Genomic DNA, 16,128 nt, shown 5'->3' with positions numbered 1-16,128 from the left:
ACAACATTCCGCACCCGCCGGCATACGCGACGGTTCTCGGCAGGTGAGAACACGGCATACCCGATGACAACCAGCACAGGTGAACGTGCTCTCATGGAGATCATGTCTTCGCAGGGTTCAGAAACCGCCCCGCCGTCCGATCCCAACACTGACGCCGTCGATCACGGCCAGTCCGACGACCGAAGGTTCTTCGGTCACCCGATGGGCCTGGCGAACCTCGCCGGCATCGAGATGTGGGAGCGGTTCAGCTTCTACGGGATGCAGGGCATCCTCGTCTTCTACCTGTACTACAAGGTCACCGACGGCGGTCTGGGGCTGTCGCAGGAGGCGGCGACGTCGATCGTCGGCGCGTACGGCGGGCTCGTCTACCTCTCCGCGGTCCTCGGCGCGTGGATCGCGGACCGGCTGCTCGGCGCCGAACGCACCCTCACCGCCGCCGCCGTCATCATCATGATCGGGCACATCGCCCTCGCCGTGCTGCCCAACCTCGTCGGCGTCGGCATCGGTCTGGTCTGCATCGCCATCGGGTCAGGCTCGCTGAAGACGACGACGAGTTCCGTTCTCGGAGACATGTATTCACGCGACGACAACCGTCGCGACGCCGCCTTCTCGATCTACTACATGGGCGTCAACCTCGGCGCGCTCGTCGGCCCGCTGCTCACCGGCCTGCTCTGGGACATGAAGGGCTTCCACTGGGGCTTCGGCCTCGCGGCGGTCGGTATGGCCCTGGGTCTGCTCCAGTACCTCGCGCTGCGCCGCTCGACGATCGGGTCGGCCGGCTCCGAGGTCGCCAACCCACTCGACCGTGCCGGGAAGATCCGGTATGCCGTGATCGCGGCTGCCGTGGTCGCGCTCATCGCGCTGCTGTCGGTCACCGGGGTCATCCGGGCCGAGCGCCTCTCCGACATCGTCGTCGCCATCACCCTCGTCGCGTCGGTGGCGCTCTTCGCGGTCATGCTCACGAGCAAGCGGATCACCAGCGACGAGCGCAGCCGGGTCATCTCGTTCATCCCGATGTTCATCGCGAGCGCGGTCTTCTGGTCGCTGTTCCAGCAGCAGTTCACCGTCGTCGCGGTGTATGCCGACGAGCGGCTCAACCGGTCGCTCTTCGGCTGGGAGATGCCGCCGAGCTGGGTCAACTCGATCAACCCGATCTTCATCATCATCCTCGCCGGCGTGTTCGCGACGATGTGGACGCGGCTCGGGCCCCGCCAGCCGTCGACGCCGATCAAGTTCGCGCTCGGCACCATCGGCATGGGCGTCGCGTTCCTGCTCTTCCTGCCGTATGCCGGTGGGGGCGCGAACTCGACGCCGCTGCTGTGGCTCGTGCTGATCCTGTTCTTCTTCACCATCGCCGAGCTGTGCCTGTCGCCGGTCGGGCAGTCCCTGTCGACGAAGCTCGCGCCGGAGGCGTTCCACACGCAGATGGTGGCGCTGTTCTTCCTGTCCGTCGCCGTCGGCTCGGCGGGTGCGGGCTCGCTCGCGGGGTTCTACGACACGAGCAACGAGCGGCCGTACTTCCTCTTCCTCGGCCTCGCGTCTGTCGTCGTCGGCCTGCTCATGGCGGCCGGCAGCAAGTGGATCACCAAGATGATGGCGGGGGTGCGCTGACTCTTCTGGGGACCACCCCCGGAGGCGCGTCCGGACCGGTCTGGCGACCCCGCGGCATACGTTATAGTTGCGGGGCGCCAGAGCGATCTGGCGCGACTGTTTGAGCGGGCCGCGAGGCCGCTCGGACTTCGGCCAGGTAGCTCAGTTGGTACGAGCGTCCGACTGAAAATCGGAAGGTCGACGGTTCGACCCCGTCCCTGGCCACCACCACGATCGCCGCAGGTCAGAGTTCTGGCCTGCGGCGATCGCCGTTTGTCGCCCCAGAGTCATAGCGCCCCTAGTCTCACCCCATGAGCGCCATTCCGTTGACCGCCCTACTGCCCGCGCCTGTTGAGCCGCAACAGTTCAAGGTCCACTTCGCGGTCTGGAACAAGGAGAAGTATCCGATCGACGTATTGGCAACGAACCAGGAGGAGTGGCAGGGCTGGAATTCGTGGCGCGGCACCAACGACGACTTCAACCGGCCGTTCATCTTCTCGCTCGCTCAGGACAAGCATGACTCCACGCTGTGGCTCTTCGGCGGAATCTGGCAGGTGTTGGAGCGACGTCCACAACCGCAGGCGTTCTCGTACTCCGTAGCTCTCCGCGAGGACCTCATGGGGCCGTTCATTCGCCGGCTGTACATCCGTCACAAGCTGACCGGCAGGAACATTCGCCGCAAGATGGAGAATGAGCTTCCGACCATGACGGTGTCCTCGATCCTCGAAGAGCCATTCGCTGGAGATCCCTTCCCCGGGCATGACCGCATCAACCACACACTTGCCGACCTCCAAGCCGTCGTCGGCCAAGCTCGGGCCGATTGGCGAATCGCCTTGGAGAGCATGAAGGGTGTCTACGTGATCCATGACAGGGAGACGGGGCAGCGATACGTCGGCTCCGCCTACGGCGATATCGGGATCTGGCAACGATGGTCCACCTATGCGAACAACCTTCACGGCGGAAATGTCGGCCTACGCGATCTCGTCGACCAGAAGGGCGAGGAGTGGTTCAGGACGAACATGCAGTTCGCCCTGCTGGAGTACTGGTCGATGCGGACGGACGACGAACACGTCCTTGAGCGCGAGTCCTACTGGAAGGACGTCCTCCATGCCCGGTCCTTGGGACACAACAAGAACTGACACCCCCCGCGAGGTTCCTGGCTCTTCCCAGCGCACCCACGGCCCACGGACGCGGCGCAGCGCTTGCGGCTTCCTCGTGTCTCAGGACGGTGGGTCGCCGCGGAGCCAGCGGGTGGCGCGCTGGGCGAAGCCTTGCTCGCCACCGTCAGGCGTGGGGGACGACGGTGGGACGTACGGCGGGTGGCCGGCACGCGGCGCCGGCAGTGGCTCACCGCCCGGAGCGGCACCGGGAGCTCCGCCCTGCTCGTACTGCCGCAGGGTCTCGAGGACCTGGTCGAGGAAGTCGTCGACCTCCCGCTGGTCGTACCCCGGCCGGAACTGCGTCGACGTGAAGGTCTTGTTCTGGACGTCCTCAGATCTCAGCATGTCCCCATCATGGCGCGCACACGGCATACGGACGCGGCGAAGCCGCAGGGCACCCGAAGTGCGCCTGCGGCTTCGCCGGTCTACGGGAGGAGGAGCGACCTCAGCTGGCGGCGGCCGTCGTGTAGACGGTCTGCTCGACGTTGCCGAAGTACGGGCCGTACATGACGTCCTTCTCACCGCGGTAGCCGAACGAGTTGACCGAGTTCAGCTTGCCGCCGGTGATCCAGCCACCGCCGGACGAGCCACCAGTCATCGAGCACGGCAGGCGGTGGTCGGTCGTGCCGCGGCTGTCCTGCCCGGCGACGCCGGAGCACTTCCACAGCAGCTGGCCGTTGTAGGGCGACGCGGCCGGGTAGCCGTACGCGTCGAACTGCAGGCCGTAGCCGAGGTTGAACGCGATCGGGTAGCCGCCGACGACGTCGGTGAGGCTCTGGCCGGAGGCGTTCTCTGCCATGACGGCGAAGCCCACGTCGTGGTTGAAGTCGCCGCTGTTCTTCCACTCGTTGGTGGTGATCAGCGTCTCGGCGACCCAGGTGCCGTAGGGCCGGTTGTTGTTCTCGTATGCCGGCACGAAGGCGAAGTTCGTGGCATAGGCACCGGGGCCTTCGTTGAGGCAGTGACCGGCCGTGGTGACGACGTCACCGTTCGTGCTCTGCGTTGCCGTGCCGGAGCAGACGTAGTTCGAGCCGCCGAGGGTGAAGAAGACCTTGCCGAACTCCTTCTGCGGCGCGACCTGCACGGCCTCGGCGGACGCACCGCCACCGGGTGCGGGGCGGGCGTTCTCGCGGACCTGGCCGCGCGGGGTCGCGTTCTTCATCCGCTCCGGGGTCCAGTAGTCGATGACCTTCTGCTGCGCGGCCTTCGTCGTCGCGGCGGGGTGCCGCTCGACCTTGCCGCCCTGCTCCTCGGCCGAGGCGCCGGGTGCCGTCATGAGGCTGAGGGCGAGAGCACCGGCTCCGGCCGCGGACAGGACGTGTGCAGTGATCCTGCGCATCGGTTCCTCCATGGATCGTGGCGGGCCAGGGGGGACCCGCTCTGCCCACCGACCCTAGGAACGAAGCGGTCAGGAGTGGTTCAGCCGCGGTTCAACGTTTGGTCAAGTCACGAGGCTCGCGACGATGACGAGCGGCAGCGACACGACGGCACCGAGCGACGTCGCCAGCGTCAGCGTCTTGAGCGCGCCCTTGGTGGACAGACGCAACAGCGTTGCGAACATCCAGAAGAAGTTGCTGTTGACGTGCAGCGCGAACATCGCGCCCGACGCGATCGCGAGCGCGATGACGACGGGGTCGACCCCGAGCGAGCCCACGACCGGCGCGATGATCCCGGCCGCGGTGATCGCGCCGACCGACACCGACCCGATGGCGAAGTGCAGCACCGCCGCGATGAACCAGGCGAGCAGGATCGAGACGATCACCGGGGCGTTGGCGTCGGCGGAGAAGAGTGACTTGAGGGTGTCCTGCATGCCGCTCTCGGCGATGACCGCACCGAGCGAGCCGCCGACGCCGGTGACGAGGAGGATCTCACCGGTCGTGTGGAACCCGGCGGTCAGCACCGACCCGACCCCGTCGGCGCCGATCGCGCGCCGCACCATGAGGAACGCGATGAGCAGGCCGATGAAGAGGGCGATGTTCGCGTCGCCGAGGAAGTCGAGGACGGGGTTCGAGACCTCGAGCACGCCGAGGATGGCCGCGGTCGCGATGAGGACGAGCGGCACGAGGATCGGCAGCAGCCGCACGAGGAGCGGCAGCCGGGCCGCACCCTCCGCGGCCGGCACGGCCTCGACCTCGTCCTGCACGACGCCGTCCTCGACGACGCCGTCCTCGTCGAGGTCGGTCGACTCGTTCCAGAACCCGCGGCGCAGCAGCAGCTTGAAGAGCAGTGTCGTGATGAGCGCGGTCGCGAGCCCGATCGGCAGCCCGAAGATGAGGTACTTCCCGAGCGGCACGTCCATGAGCCCGGCCACCGCCACGGCAGCGAGCCCCGGCACGACGAAGACGTACCCAGCGAAGATGCCGATCCCCATCGCGCCCGCGAGCCACGGCAGCCCGATTCGGCGGTCGACGGCCGGCGCGGACTCCTTCGCCATCGGCGCTGCGAGGACGACCTGCACGTCGACATAGATCGACGGGAAGATCGTCGACAGCGTCCCCGCCATGGCGTAGGGCAGCCGCTTGCCCACGCGCCGCGCGAGGATGTCGACGAGGTCGCCGAACGTCCCCATCGAGTGCAGCAGCGCCCCGATGAGCACGCCGAACCCGATGAGCAGACCGACCTCCGCCATGATCTCGCCGAACCCCGTCGTGATCTGCGTAACCGTGCCCTCGGCACCCTGCCCCGTCGCGAGCCCGAGGTAGACGCACGCGATGAGCAGCGAGATGACCGGGTCGACCTTGAACCGGATGATGAGCAGGATCGCCGCGAGGATCGCGATCGCCGAGTGCAGGATCTCCATCCCCGCACAGTAGTGACCCGTCACCTTCCGGGCCGGTTGCGACGCCTACCCGCCGGTATGCCGGTCGCGCGCCTCGCGCTCGCAGCGCAGGTATGCCGGCCGCTCCCCTCGCGCACGCCGCTATGCCGGCCGCTCCCCTCGCGCACGCCGCTGCGCGTCAGCCGATGCGCAGCTCCTTGACCGCCGCCGCGACGTCACCGGGCGCGCCCCGGGAACGGGAGCGGGCGGCATACGTGCCGTCGGTGAGGAGGCGCGCGGTCGTGTCGCGGACGCGCTCGAAGTCTCCGGTGGCCTCGAGCGCCTCGCGGGTGAAACCGAGGAGCGAGCTCACTGCCTCGCGGGCGCGGACGAGCCGACCGGTGGCGGGGTCGATGAGGCAGTCCTCGAGGCCGTGCCGGGCCGCGCGCCACCCGGACGCGCGCAGTGCGGTCGACGTCGGCGCCCCCGGCCCGACCGGTCCACGGTCGACGGCGGTCGTGACGAGGGCCCGGCACAGTGCCGCGACCGCGACCGACACGTCCGGGTCGGGGCAGACGTCGGTCACGCGGATCTCGACGGTCGGGTAGCTCGCGGACAGCCGGGCGTCGTAGTAGAGCATGCCGTCGTCGAAGGCCGCGCCGGTCTCGAGCACCTCGTCGACGGTCCGGCGGTACGTCTCGACGTCACCCCACACCGGCATCGGCCCGGCCGTCGGGAGGCGCGAGATGACGACGGTGCGATAGCTCGCGTGGCCGGTGTCCTCACCCTTCCAGAACGGCGAGTTCGCGCAGAGGGCAGTGAGGATCGGCAGCCAGGCGCGGATGCCGTCGAGGGCGACGATGCCCTCGTCGGGGGACTCGACGGATACGTGGACGTGCGTGCCGCAGGTGAGCTGGTCGACGGCGAGGTGGCCGAACTCCTCGTTGATGTGGCGGTAGCGGTCGGTGTCACCCGGCGTCGGGTCGTGGGCGCCCGGCCACGTGCCCGTCGCCACGACGACGGCTCCGCGCGCGCCGGCGAGGTCGACGGCGAGCCCGCGCACCCGAGTGAGGTCGGCCGCGAGGTCGTCCATCGTCGCGCAGGGACTCGTGGCGTGCTCGAGCTGTTCCTGCTTGAACTCGGTGCGCAGCGCGGTGTCGTGGGACGCGTCGACGAGCTCGGGTCCGATGGGCACGGGCGTGCTCGTCTCGGCGTCGGCGAGGACGAACTCCTCCTCGACGCCGACCGTCCGGGTCGTCATCCCAGGCTCGATCGGCCGTCGGCCCAGGCGCCGAGCACCGCGTCGCCAAACCGCGTCGCGAGCAGCCCGCTCGCCCGGATCCCGAAGACGATGTCGGCCGCGATCTCCGGCTCGGCCTCGACGAGCGGGGCGAGGACGTCGCGGCGCAAGATCTGCTCGTGCACGGCATCGGCCTCGACGTGCTCGGCGTAGTAGTACTCGGTGGCCGGGCCGCAGCCGAGGCGCTGCGCGGCCTTGACGAGGCGCGCCGAACCGGGCGAGGACGTGAGCTCGATGACGGCGAACTGCCCCACCGACGCGCCGCGCAGGCTGCGGTGCAGGCCGGTCATCGACATGAGGTTGACCTCGGCGAGGACGGTGCCGCTGACGCGGTCGACGAGGGCGCCGTAGCCGGCGTCGAGCCCGAGCTCGCGCATCATCGCGGCGAACAGCTCGGAGTGCATGGCGCTGGCGCGGCCCGAGCCGTACTCGTCGTGCTGCACCGTCATGAGGCCGGACTTCGCCGGCCCCTCGATGCGGGGGACGACGAGTAGCTGCGGGTCCGCCTCCTTGAGGTGGTATGCCGACCGGTGCGTGACGTACTCGCGGAACTGCTCCAGCGTGCCCACCGTCATGAGGTGCCGGGAGACGCTGGGTGCACCGACCACCTCAGTGAGGAGCGTGTCGACCTCCTCGTCGAGCAGGGCGCGCAGGTCGGTCTCGTCCAGTGCCTCGACCGCGTCGGCGTCGGTGTCGCGGCGGAGCCGGGCAAGGAACGCCTTCTCCAGCTCGAGGCGAAGCGCGACGAGGTCGAGGTCCCACTCGAGCTCGGGGTCCACCCCCGCGAAGCCGCGGTAATGCAGCTCGTAGAGGACGTACAGCGCGAGGTGCAGGTCCTCGCCATACGCGTCGACGTCGCGCGCCGTGGACCAGGGAGCGTCCCCACCGGTCCCGGCACAGTGCTCGATGACGGCCTGCGAGATCGGGCCGCGCGGTTGCGGCAGGGCTGGCGCCGTCGCGCGCTCGGTGGCGCGCGCCGCCGCCGGCTGTGCCGGTGGCACGGGCGCGCCGGGCTGGACGGTTCGTACCGTCGCCGGACCCGACGACGCCTGCGACCGGGCCGGCAGCGTGGTGCTCATGTCGACTCGCCCCGTGGCTCGATGTCGTCGCTCGTATCGCCATCGTCGCTGCGCTCGGGACGCACCTTCTTGCGGTGGCTCGTGTCGCAGAACGGCTGGATCCGGCTCCGCTTGCAGGTGCAGATCGCGACGACCGTGCGGTCGGAGTGGACGGTCGTGCCCTCCGCCGTCACGACCTCGACGGGACCGTCCACAAGGATCGGCCCGTCGCTCGTGACGACAACCCGGGTCACGTCGTCCCGCTCAGCGTTCATGAGGCCACCTCCTCGGCCGCCTCGACGGGTTGGCGGGCGTGGACGACGACGATCTCCTCGACGTCCTGCCCCTCTGCGATGAGGTTGCGCGAGTGCAGGTCCGCCGCTCGCGAGCGCATGACCGGACCGAATGGCACCGACGCACGGCGCACCACCTCGGCCTCGAGTCCCTGCTCCTCGAGCTGGTCGACGGTGCGCTCCTCGTCCGAGACGGTCGAGTGCACGACGAGGAACGATCCACCGGGCCGCAGGTGCTCGCCGACACCGGAGCAGATCCGGTCGAGGAGCAGCCGGCCGTCGGGGCCGGCGTCCCAGCAGCGCGCCATCGTGTGCCGGGGCAGCCGGCTCGTCGCGGCGGGAACATACGGCGGGTTGCACACCACGACATCGAAGGTCTCGTCCCCCAGCACCGAGAACAGATCGCCGCGCAGCACCCGCACGGTCGAGCCGTGGCGACGGCTGTTGAGCCAGGCGCTCGTCACGGACCGCATCGAGAGGTCGACCGCGGTCACGCTGTCGGCTCCGCCGGCGGCGGCCGCGACGGCGAGCGCGCCCGTTCCGGTGCAGAGGTCGAGGACGTCGGCCCCCTCCGCCAGTCCCAGCTCGGACAGGGTGTCGGCGAGGAGCCACGTGTCCGCCTGGACGACGTAGCAGCCGGGCAGTCGCACCCACGCCGGCGGTGTGCGCCACGCAGTGCCGGCCGACGCGGACGGACGGCTGTTCAGCTGCGGTGCCGACCTCGTCGGGGCAGCGGACAGTCCCATGGAACCTCCTGAGAAGGTGACCGTCGCGCGGTGACGGTCGGCATCGATCGCTTCGACACCCCACCTACCCGCAGGTCATCGCGACCATGCACGCGATGACCACATCGGCATGGTCACCGCGGTCTGCGTGCCTCAGCGCGGTCTGCGTGCCTCGGCGCGGTCGGGGCGCTCAGCGCGGTCTGCGTGCCTCACAGCTCGGTCGGCGCGCCTGACTGCGTCGGCGCGCCTCACTGCAGGACGAGGACGAGGGCGAACCCGAGGACCGCGAGGATGCCAGCCGACAGCGCGACCGCGCTCACCGTGAGGCCGCCGGCTGCGAGCGGGCCGTCCGCTGCCACGAGGGAAAGGTGCGCCCGCCGGTAGCGCCGCGTCGCGAGGATCCACACGCCCACGGCGACGCCGAGTCCCACGAGGCAGAGCACGACCGCGAGCAGGCCGAGCTCCCCGGCCGCGACGCGCAGGGCGATCGCGTTGCCGGCCGCGAGGGACAGTGCGGTCCGTCGCCATGCGAGCAGCGTCCGCTCCGGTTGCAGACCCGCATCGAAGGGCGCGTCCACGCCGCCTGTGGGCGGTGCCGTCACAGCGTCAGTCCCAGGGCGATGAGGACGATGACGACGAGCAGCCCGAGGACGAGCAGTGGCGCGGCTCCGTTGCCGGGCAGTGCGCGGTGCCGGCGCAGCGCGCGCTCGGTCCGCGCCCAGGCGAGCCACGCCTGCACCGCTCCGACCGCGCCCAGGGCGACGAGCAGGATCGCCGCCCCGAGCCGCAGCGTCGGGTCCATCGGTGCGGCGACAGCCTCCAAGGCGACACCGCCGGCGACGAGGGCGAGCGAGGTCCGGATCCACGCGAGGAACGTGCGCTCGTTGGCGAGGCTGAAGCGGGGATCCGGCTCGTCCCCCACGCCATAGACCCATCGCGGGAAGCGCGAGTCCCGGGATCCGGTGTCGTCGTGCGGCTCGCTCACGCCCCAACCCTAGGACGCCGGTGTCGTTCGACCGACATTCATGTTCCCGTATGCCGTCCGTTCGCCTTCTCGGTGCAGGCTGCGCCCATGACTCCCCGCCGTCTCACCCTGCCCACACTCACCCTCGCCCTCGTCGGCGCCCTCGCGGCACCGACGGCCGCGGTGGCCGACCGTCCCGGCTCGCCCGGTCAGCCCACTCTCGGGCGACCCGTCGCGGCGCCGTCGAGCGCGACGGTCGTCGGCTGGTCCCAGCTGCCGGCGAAGACGTACGTCCCGGGCAGCGAGACGTCCGGCCACTGGACGACGGGCAACGCGGCCGTCCCCGCGCCATACCCGGGCCAGCCGGTGCAGGGCTTCTCGGGCACGCACCGCAACGCCGACGGCTCCTACCTCGTCCTCAGCGACAACGGGTTCGGCGCCAAGACCAACAGTGCCGACTTCCTCCTGGCCATGCACCGGATCCGGCCGAACACGCAGACCGGCGACACGGCATACGAGAAGACCCTGTTCACCTTCACCGACCCGCAGCGGCTCATCCCGTGGACGACGTGGCGGGACGGCGGCTGCGCCGCGGCGAGCAGCCTGCCCGCCGGCTACACCTGCCCCGCGCCGGACCGCCAGCTCACCGGCTGGGACTTCGACCCCGAGTCACTGCAGGTCGCGCCGGACGGGACGTACTGGGTCGGCGAGGAGTTCGGGCCCTACCTCCTGCACTTCGACGCGCAGGGCCGGCTGCTCGAGGCGCCGATCCCGACGCCCGGCGTGAAGTCGCCGTCCAACCCGACCCTCGGCTCGCAGACGCCGAACCTCGCCAACTCCAAGGGGTTCGAGGGCATGGCGATCTCACCCGACGGCCGCACGCTCTACCCGATGCTCGAGGGACCGGTCGCCGAGGACACCGCCGCGGGGCTCGGCAGCGACCTGCGGATCTACGAGGCGCCGATCGCGCGCGACGGGTCGGCCGCGTTCACCGGCGAGTTCCGCCGCTACCGCATGGAGTCCGCCGCCAACGCGCTCGGCGACTTCATCGCCATCAACAAGCACCAGTTCCTCGTCATCGAGCGCGACAACCTCCAGGGCGCGGCGGCCAAGTTCAAGCGGATCTACCTCGTTGACACCCGCGGCGTCGCGGCCGGGGAGTACGTCCGCAAGACGCTGCTCGTCGACCTCATGAACGTGCCGAACCCCGAGGGTGTCGGCGGCTTCGGTGACCCGTTCACGTTCCCGTTCTTCACGATCGAGGACGTCGAGCTCATCGACAACCGGACCATCGCGGTCATGAACGACAACAACTTCCCGGCGACCGGCGGCCGCTCCGCGACCATCCCGGACCAGAACGAGTACGTCGAGATCCGCCTCGGCGCACCGCTCCAGGTCGATCGCCGCCTCCTCGCAGGCTGAGTTCTCAGGGACTGACGGCGGCGAGGTGGGCGACGACGTAGAGGACGCCGAAGGGGTCGCTCGCTTCGCAGTCCACGACCTCGTATGCCGGCCCGCAGCCCGTGCCCTGTCCCGGCCCACGCGGAGCGTGGGACCCGCCGTCGCCCGTGCCGTATGCCCGCTTCTCGCCGTCCGCGTCGGCGTCACCTGGCGTCGCGGGTCGGGACAGCGCCGCGGCCATGACCTGAAGCGGGGCCCGTCCGGCGACGAGGAGGTCGGCACAGAGGTCCGGGTCGAGGTCGAGCAGCCGGTCGAGGCCGCCGCTGCCAGCCTCGCGGAGGGCACCGACGATGGCATCGTCCATGGCGGCGGACCGCTCGTCGAAGTGGCCGGGCGCCTTCTCGGTGCGGCGAGCCGACCCGTCCGCGACCACAAGCAGCGTCCGAGCCGGTCCCACGGAATCAGGGTCGCTCGAAGAGGTGCCTTTGCTCCCGTATCCCGGAGCAAATGCGTTACTTGCTGCCCCACCTGGAGCACATGCGTTATTTGCTCCGTCTCCCGGAGCAAGTGCGTTACTTGCTGCATCACCCGGAGCAAAGGAACCTCTCGGGAGCGATACGTTCCCACCCCGCGCGAGCGTCAGGCTCCGGCCGAGCTCGATGCACTCCTCGACGCTGGCATCCCACGGCACGGCGACGTGCTCGACGTCGAAGTCGGCGTGGCTCTCCGCGAGCAGGTGGTCGGCGACGCGCAGACCGACCGGGGGCCTCGTGCTGCGGGGCTCGCGGTCCGTCGCGTGCACCGCGACGACCTCCGGCGCGACCGAGACCGCGGCGCGCACGGCAGCCAGCGCACCGGCATACACCTCGGGCGCCGCAGGCGTCCGGCCCTGGTACTCCGGCAGCAAGAGTGGCGCCGCCGGCACGACGACGACCTGGGCGAACGACGCGCTCACGCGAGACCCCGAGCCGTGCGGGCCGGCGGCAGGTCGCCGGAGATGACGGACACCATGTCGAGGACCTGACGTGTCTCGACGACCTCGTGGACGCGGTAGATGTGCGCGCCGTGCCACGCCGAGATCGCCGTCGCGGCAAGGGTTCCGGTGAGCCGATCACCCACGGGCAGGTCGAGCGACTCCCCGACGAAGTCCTTGTTCGACAGGGACACGAGCACCGGCCGGCCGAGCTCGACCAGCTCGTCGAGCCGGCGGGTCACCTCGAGCGAATGCCACGTGTTCTTGCCGAAGTCGTGCGCGGGGTCGATGACGAGGCGGTCGCGTGACACACCGACTGACTCGGCCCGGTTCGCCTGTGCGACAAGGGAGTCCACGACATCTGAGACGACGTCGTCGTACTCGATCCGGTGCGGTCGCGTCCGCGGGGTGACGCCTCCGGTGTGGGTGCACACCACGGCTGCGTCGAACTCGGCCGCGACCTCGACGAGCTCGGGGTCGGCACCGCCCCAGGCGTCGTTGAGGATGTCCGCGCCTGCCTCGAGGACCGCTCGACCGACCGACGCGCGCCACGTGTCCACCGAGATGAGCAGGTCCGGGTGCTCCGCGCGCACGGCCGCGACGAAGTCGACGACCCGCTCCTTCTCCTCCTCCGGGCCGATCTCGACGCCCGGGGCGGCCTTGATGCCGCCGATGTCGACGATGTCGGTGCCCTGCGCCACGACCTCGCGCACCCGCTCGAGCGCCGCCTCCTCGCGCCACGTGGCGCCCTTGTCATAGAAGGAGTCGGGCGTCCGGTTGACGATGGCCATGACGAGCCGAGCTCGCTCGTCGAACTCGCGTCGGCCGAGCCGGAAGGTCAGCTTCGTCACGACGCCGCCCCATCTGCAGTGGGGTCGGCCAGCGATGCTGCGGCCGGCCGCTCTCCGACCCCGACGCCGGAGACGCGCGGCTCGAACCCGCCCTCGCCGCGGGCGAACTGGGTGAGGCCCACGGTGTCCTGCACGTCCCCGCCCGAGGCCGTCGAACGGCGACGGTCCGCTGCCGCGAGCACCTGAACCGCCATGAGACCGAGCGTGTCATGCCGGTGGTGGCGGTGCGTGCGCCGCCCCAGGTCGACCTGCGCGACGGACTCGACCCCGAACCGGTCGGCCGTGTCGAGCAGCGCCGCGATCTCGACGCCGTAGCCCACCGGAACGCTGAACCCTGCGAACGCCGCTCGCCGGATGGCCCACTCCCCCGACAGCGGCTGCACGATCCCGGCCAGCTCCGGCCGGTGGAGCGCCAGCCACGGTCGCGCGACGAGCTCGGTCACCCGGCCACCGGCCTCCTCCTCGCGCCCGTCGGCGTCGATCATCGGCCGGTCATAGACCGCCTTGACGAGACGCACCTCGTCACGGGTGAGCAGCGGCCCGACGAGCCCAGTGATGAAGTGCGTCCCCCAGTCGACGAGGTCGGCGTCGATGAAGACGAGCACGTCGCCGCGCGTGACGAACTGCGACTTCCACAACGCCTCGCCCTTGCCCGGCACCGTCCCCACGTCCGGACGGATCGACGCGGCCGTGTGCACGGTCGCGCCGGCCTCGCGGGCGACCTCGCCGGTGCGGTCGGTCGAGTCGGAGTCGATGACGACGACCTCGTCGACGAGACCCGAACCGCCCTGTGCGGCAACGAAGTCGGTGATGATGCGGCGGACGACCTCACCGACGGTCCCCTCCTCGTCCCTGGCCGGGATGACGACGGAGACGGTGGTGTCGCCCTTGGCCTCGAGGAGTGCGTCGACGGTGAAGTCCTCGGCGGACGCGATGGCCGCAGGATCTGTGACGCTCATCGCCCGAAGACGGGGCGGCGCTTCTCCCGGAAGGCCGCCGCTCCCTCGGCGAAGTCGTCCGTCCGGATGAGCTCCGCCTGACCGCTCTCCTCCCGCGCCAGGGCGGCCTCGAGGTCGAGCGTGGCGTCGTTGACCGCCGCCGTCGTCCGGGCCGCGCCCTGCGGGGCAAGAGCCGCGAGCAGGTCGGTCAGCTCAGCGGCACGGCCCGGGAACCGTTCTGCGGCAACGGACTCCGCGAGGAGGCCCCACTCCGCGGCCTGCGCGCCGGTGAGCTTCTCGCCGGTCAGGGCGAGTCGCAGGGCACGCGCCCGCCCGATGGAGGCGGCGACGACGGCCGTGGCACCACCGTCCGGCATGAGGCCGAGGGCGCCGAAGGCGAGGACGAGCGTCGCGTCGTCGGCGACGAGGCAGTAGTCGGCGGCCAGGGCGATCGACAGCCCGGCCCCGGCAGCGACGCCGGGCACGAGCGCGAGCACCGGCGTGCCCGCACCGACGATCGCCCGCACGGCCTCGCCGACCCCGACCAACGTCCCGTCGAGCGGGTGCTCCCTCGACTGATTGCCGATTCCGTTCGCTCCGTCACCCGACTGATTGCCGATTCCGTTCGCTCCGTCACCCGACTGATCGCCGATTCCGTTCGCCTCACCCCCCGACTGATCGCCCGTTCCCGACACCCCAACGTCTCCGAGGTCGGCGCCGGCGCTGAACGCCCGCCCCTCGCCGGCCAGCACGATGACGCGGACGACCGGGTCGGCGTCGAGGTCACGAACCCCGCGCGCCAGCACCTCGAGCATCGCCGGGTCGAGCGCGTTGAGCCGGTCGGGCGCCGCGAGCGTGACCCGACCGACCGCGCCGTCGGTCTCGACCCGGACCTCGGGTCCGTCGGTGCTCATCCCTCGACGAGCTCGAGGATCGTCGCGTTGGCCATGCCGCCGCCCTCGCACATCGTCTGCAGGCCGTAGCGGATGCCCTCGCGCTTCATGTGGAAGACGAGGTCGCTCATGATGCGCCCGCCCGAGCCGCCGAGCGGGTGCCCGATGGCGATGGCGCCGCCGTTGGGGTTGAACAGCTCCTCGTCCACCCCGAACTCGGCCTGCCACGCGAGCGGCACCGACGCGAACGCCTCGTTGACCTCGAAGGCGCCGATGTCGCCGAGCGACAGGCCGGAGCGCTCAATCACCTTGTGGGTGGCGGGGATCGGGGCGGTCAGCATCATGACCGGGTCGTCGCCGGCGAGGACGCCGGTGTGGAAGCGGGCGATCGGCGTGAGGCCCAACGCCTCGGCCTTCTCTGCAGCCATGAGCAGCACCGCCGAGGCGCCGTCGCTGATCTGCGAGGAGTTGCCGGCGTGGATGACACCGTCCTCCTTGAAGACCGGCTTGAGGTCGGCGAGCGTCTGGACCGACGTGCCACGACGCAGGCCCTCGTCGACCGAGAACGTCGACCCGTCGGCGAGCTCCACCGGCGCGAGATGGTCCGAGAAACGGTCCGCGTCGATCGCGGCGGCGAGACGCTCGTGGGACCGGGCGGCATACGCATCGAGCACCTCCCGCGACAGCCCCCACTTCTCCGCAATGAGCTCGGCGCCGATGCCCTGGTTGAACGTGTCCACCTGGTAGCGCTCGAGCAGCGACGGCGGGTACGGGAAGCCGAACTCGCCACCGGCGAGCGCCGCCCCGAGCGGCAGCGCGGTCATCATCTCGACGCCGCCGGCGATGACGACGTCCTGTTGGCCGGACTGGATCGCGGCCGCGGCGAAGTGCACGGCCTGCTGCGACGATCCGCACTGGCGGTCGATCGTCGTCGCGGGCACCGACTCGGGCCAGCCGGCGGTGAGGACGGCGTTGCGGCCGAGGTTGAACGACTGCTGGCCGATCTGCTGCACGACGCCCCAGACGACGTCGTCGACGACGGCCGGGTCCAGACCGGTCCGCGAGGCGAGGGCCCGCAACACGTGCGCGGACAGCTCGACCCCGTGGGCGTCGGCGAGGGAGCCCTTGCGGCGACCGACGGGCGTGCGGACGGCGTCCACGATGACGGCGTCGCGGGGCGAGAGGGTGGTCGTGCTCATGACATGACTCCTGGGGTCGAGGCGG

General features: G+C 70.5%; 17 protein-coding genes and 1 tRNA gene. 4 read left to right on the top strand and 14 right to left on the bottom strand.

Annotated features, from left to right (window positions below; genetic code table 11):
• The first annotated feature begins 93 nt into the window (after positions 1-93).
• The 3 genes from BCF74_RS14725 (at position 94) to BCF74_RS14715 (ending at position 2,729) form a co-directional block, all read left to right on the top strand.
• Positions 94-1,611, top strand: coding sequence for a peptide MFS transporter (locus BCF74_RS14725; protein WP_425432828.1), 1,518 nt, complete (start codon positions 94-96; stop codon positions 1,609-1,611).
• A 130-nt stretch (positions 1,612-1,741) separates the two neighbouring features.
• Positions 1,742-1,818, top strand: a tRNA-Phe gene (locus BCF74_RS14720).
• An 83-nt stretch (positions 1,819-1,901) separates the two neighbouring features.
• Positions 1,902-2,729: a GIY-YIG nuclease family protein gene (locus tag BCF74_RS14715; RefSeq protein WP_106298712.1), complete on the top strand. Its 828-nt coding sequence runs from the start codon at positions 1,902-1,904 to the stop codon at positions 2,727-2,729.
• Between the two features lie 81 nt (positions 2,730-2,810).
• Here the strand turns inward: BCF74_RS14715 and BCF74_RS14710 are convergent, their stop codons facing one another.
• The 9 genes from BCF74_RS14710 to BCF74_RS14670 all read right to left on the bottom strand — a co-directional run bounded on the left by BCF74_RS14710 (position 2,811) and on the right by BCF74_RS14670 (position 9,869).
• Positions 2,811-3,095: a DivIVA domain-containing protein gene (locus BCF74_RS14710; protein WP_106298711.1), complete on the bottom strand. Its 285-nt coding sequence runs from the start codon at positions 3,093-3,095 to the stop codon at positions 2,811-2,813.
• Between the two features lie 100 nt (positions 3,096-3,195).
• Positions 3,196-4,089 carry a trypsin-like serine peptidase gene (locus BCF74_RS14705; protein ID WP_245889386.1) on the bottom strand — a complete coding sequence of 298 codons (894 nt, stop codon included), beginning with the start codon at positions 4,087-4,089 and terminating at the stop codon, positions 3,196-3,198.
• Between the two features lie 102 nt (positions 4,090-4,191).
• Positions 4,192-5,550, bottom strand: a complete 1,359-nt coding sequence (locus BCF74_RS14700) for a GntP family permease (protein ID WP_106298710.1) — start codon at positions 5,548-5,550, stop codon at positions 4,192-4,194.
• 157 nt (positions 5,551-5,707) lie between these two features.
• Positions 5,708-6,769, bottom strand: coding sequence for a carboxylate-amine ligase (locus BCF74_RS14695; RefSeq protein WP_106298709.1), 1,062 nt, complete (start codon positions 6,767-6,769; stop codon positions 5,708-5,710).
• On the bottom strand, positions 6,766-7,887 hold the full coding sequence (locus BCF74_RS14690; protein WP_106298708.1) for an iron-containing redox enzyme family protein: 1,122 nt from the start codon (positions 7,885-7,887) through the stop codon (positions 6,766-6,768). The genes BCF74_RS14695 and BCF74_RS14690 overlap by 4 nt, the downstream gene beginning before the upstream one ends.
• On the bottom strand, positions 7,884-8,141 hold the full coding sequence (locus tag BCF74_RS14685) for a CDGSH iron-sulfur domain-containing protein (RefSeq protein WP_106298707.1): 258 nt from the start codon (positions 8,139-8,141) through the stop codon (positions 7,884-7,886). The genes BCF74_RS14690 and BCF74_RS14685 overlap by 4 nt, the downstream gene beginning before the upstream one ends.
• Entirely contained in the window at positions 8,138-8,905 is a 768-nt protein-coding gene (locus tag BCF74_RS14680) for a HemK2/MTQ2 family protein methyltransferase (RefSeq protein ID WP_177426674.1), read from the bottom strand. The genes BCF74_RS14685 and BCF74_RS14680 overlap by 4 nt, the downstream gene beginning before the upstream one ends.
• 227 nt (positions 8,906-9,132) lie before the next feature.
• Positions 9,133-9,462, bottom strand: a complete 330-nt coding sequence (locus BCF74_RS14675; protein ID WP_177426673.1) for a DUF202 domain-containing protein — start codon at positions 9,460-9,462, stop codon at positions 9,133-9,135.
• 20 nt (positions 9,463-9,482) lie between these two features.
• Positions 9,483-9,869 carry a YidH family protein gene (locus BCF74_RS14670; protein WP_106298705.1) on the bottom strand — a complete coding sequence of 129 codons (387 nt, stop codon included), beginning with the start codon at positions 9,867-9,869 and terminating at the stop codon, positions 9,483-9,485.
• A gap of 87 nt (positions 9,870-9,956) precedes the next feature.
• On the opposite strand from BCF74_RS14670, the gene BCF74_RS14665 reads away from it, so the two are divergent.
• Positions 9,957-11,270: an esterase-like activity of phytase family protein gene (locus BCF74_RS14665; protein ID WP_106298704.1), complete on the top strand. Its 1,314-nt coding sequence runs from the start codon at positions 9,957-9,959 to the stop codon at positions 11,268-11,270.
• A 4-nt stretch (positions 11,271-11,274) separates the two neighbouring features.
• Here the strand turns inward: BCF74_RS14665 and BCF74_RS17140 are convergent, their stop codons facing one another.
• From BCF74_RS17140 to BCF74_RS14635, 5 genes are read right to left on the bottom strand one after another with little or no spacing between them, the layout of a single operon-like run.
• Positions 11,275-12,204 carry a class III extradiol ring-cleavage dioxygenase family protein gene (locus BCF74_RS17140; RefSeq protein WP_146132989.1) on the bottom strand — a complete coding sequence of 310 codons (930 nt, stop codon included), beginning with the start codon at positions 12,202-12,204 and terminating at the stop codon, positions 11,275-11,277.
• The gene (folP, locus tag BCF74_RS14650) at positions 12,201-13,073 is read right to left on the bottom strand and encodes a dihydropteroate synthase (RefSeq protein WP_218279284.1); all 873 of its coding nucleotides are present in this window, start codon (positions 13,071-13,073) and stop codon (positions 12,201-12,203) included. Before folP ends, BCF74_RS17140 begins: the two co-directional genes overlap by 4 nt.
• Positions 13,070-14,032, bottom strand: coding sequence for a glucosyl-3-phosphoglycerate synthase (locus BCF74_RS14645; protein ID WP_106298701.1), 963 nt, complete (start codon positions 14,030-14,032; stop codon positions 13,070-13,072). Before BCF74_RS14645 ends, folP begins: the two co-directional genes overlap by 4 nt.
• Positions 14,029-14,925: an enoyl-CoA hydratase/isomerase family protein gene (locus BCF74_RS17585; RefSeq protein WP_245889385.1), complete on the bottom strand. Its 897-nt coding sequence runs from the start codon at positions 14,923-14,925 to the stop codon at positions 14,029-14,031. Before BCF74_RS17585 ends, BCF74_RS14645 begins: the two co-directional genes overlap by 4 nt.
• Positions 14,922-16,103: a thiolase family protein gene (locus BCF74_RS14635; RefSeq protein ID WP_106298700.1), complete on the bottom strand. Its 1,182-nt coding sequence runs from the start codon at positions 16,101-16,103 to the stop codon at positions 14,922-14,924. The genes BCF74_RS17585 and BCF74_RS14635 overlap by 4 nt, the downstream gene beginning before the upstream one ends.
• Positions 16,104-16,128: the final 25 nt, after the last annotated feature.

Origin of the sequence: Knoellia remsis (genome assembly GCF_003002895.1) — a bacterium.
Taxonomy (GTDB): Bacteria; Actinomycetota; Actinomycetes; order Actinomycetales; family Dermatophilaceae; genus Knoellia; species Knoellia remsis.
The sequence above is the reverse complement of the archived record's forward strand: the minus strand, read 5'-3'. Positions and strand labels throughout refer to the sequence as shown.

Bases quoted from the DNA above. Each gene is read 5' to 3' on its own strand.
- BCF74_RS17585 (WP_245889385.1), bottom strand. From the start codon at position 14,925: ATGAGCACCGACGGACCCGAGGTCCGGGTCGAGACCGACGGCGCGGTC.
- BCF74_RS14635 (WP_106298700.1), bottom strand. From the start codon at position 16,103: ATGAGCACGACCACCCTCTCGCCCCGCGACGCCGTCATCGTGGACGCC.
- BCF74_RS14705 (WP_245889386.1), bottom strand. From the start codon at position 4,089: ATGCGCAGGATCACTGCACACGTCCTGTCCGCGGCCGGAGCCGGTGCT.
- BCF74_RS14695 (WP_106298709.1), bottom strand. From the start codon at position 6,769: ATGACGACCCGGACGGTCGGCGTCGAGGAGGAGTTCGTCCTCGCCGAC.
- BCF74_RS14665 (WP_106298704.1), top strand. From the start codon at position 9,957: ATGACTCCCCGCCGTCTCACCCTGCCCACACTCACCCTCGCCCTCGTC.
- BCF74_RS14700 (WP_106298710.1), bottom strand. From the start codon at position 5,550: ATGGAGATCCTGCACTCGGCGATCGCGATCCTCGCGGCGATCCTGCTC.
- BCF74_RS14715 (WP_106298712.1), top strand. From the start codon at position 1,902: ATGAGCGCCATTCCGTTGACCGCCCTACTGCCCGCGCCTGTTGAGCCG.
- BCF74_RS14645 (WP_106298701.1), bottom strand. From the start codon at position 14,032: ATGAGCGTCACAGATCCTGCGGCCATCGCGTCCGCCGAGGACTTCACC.
- BCF74_RS14680 (WP_177426674.1), bottom strand. From the start codon at position 8,905: ATGGGACTGTCCGCTGCCCCGACGAGGTCGGCACCGCAGCTGAACAGC.
- BCF74_RS14685 (WP_106298707.1), bottom strand. From the start codon at position 8,141: ATGAACGCTGAGCGGGACGACGTGACCCGGGTTGTCGTCACGAGCGAC.
- BCF74_RS14725 (WP_425432828.1), top strand. From the start codon at position 94: ATGGAGATCATGTCTTCGCAGGGTTCAGAAACCGCCCCGCCGTCCGAT.
- BCF74_RS14710 (WP_106298711.1), bottom strand. From the start codon at position 3,095: ATGCTGAGATCTGAGGACGTCCAGAACAAGACCTTCACGTCGACGCAG.
- BCF74_RS14690 (WP_106298708.1), bottom strand. From the start codon at position 7,887: ATGAGCACCACGCTGCCGGCCCGGTCGCAGGCGTCGTCGGGTCCGGCG.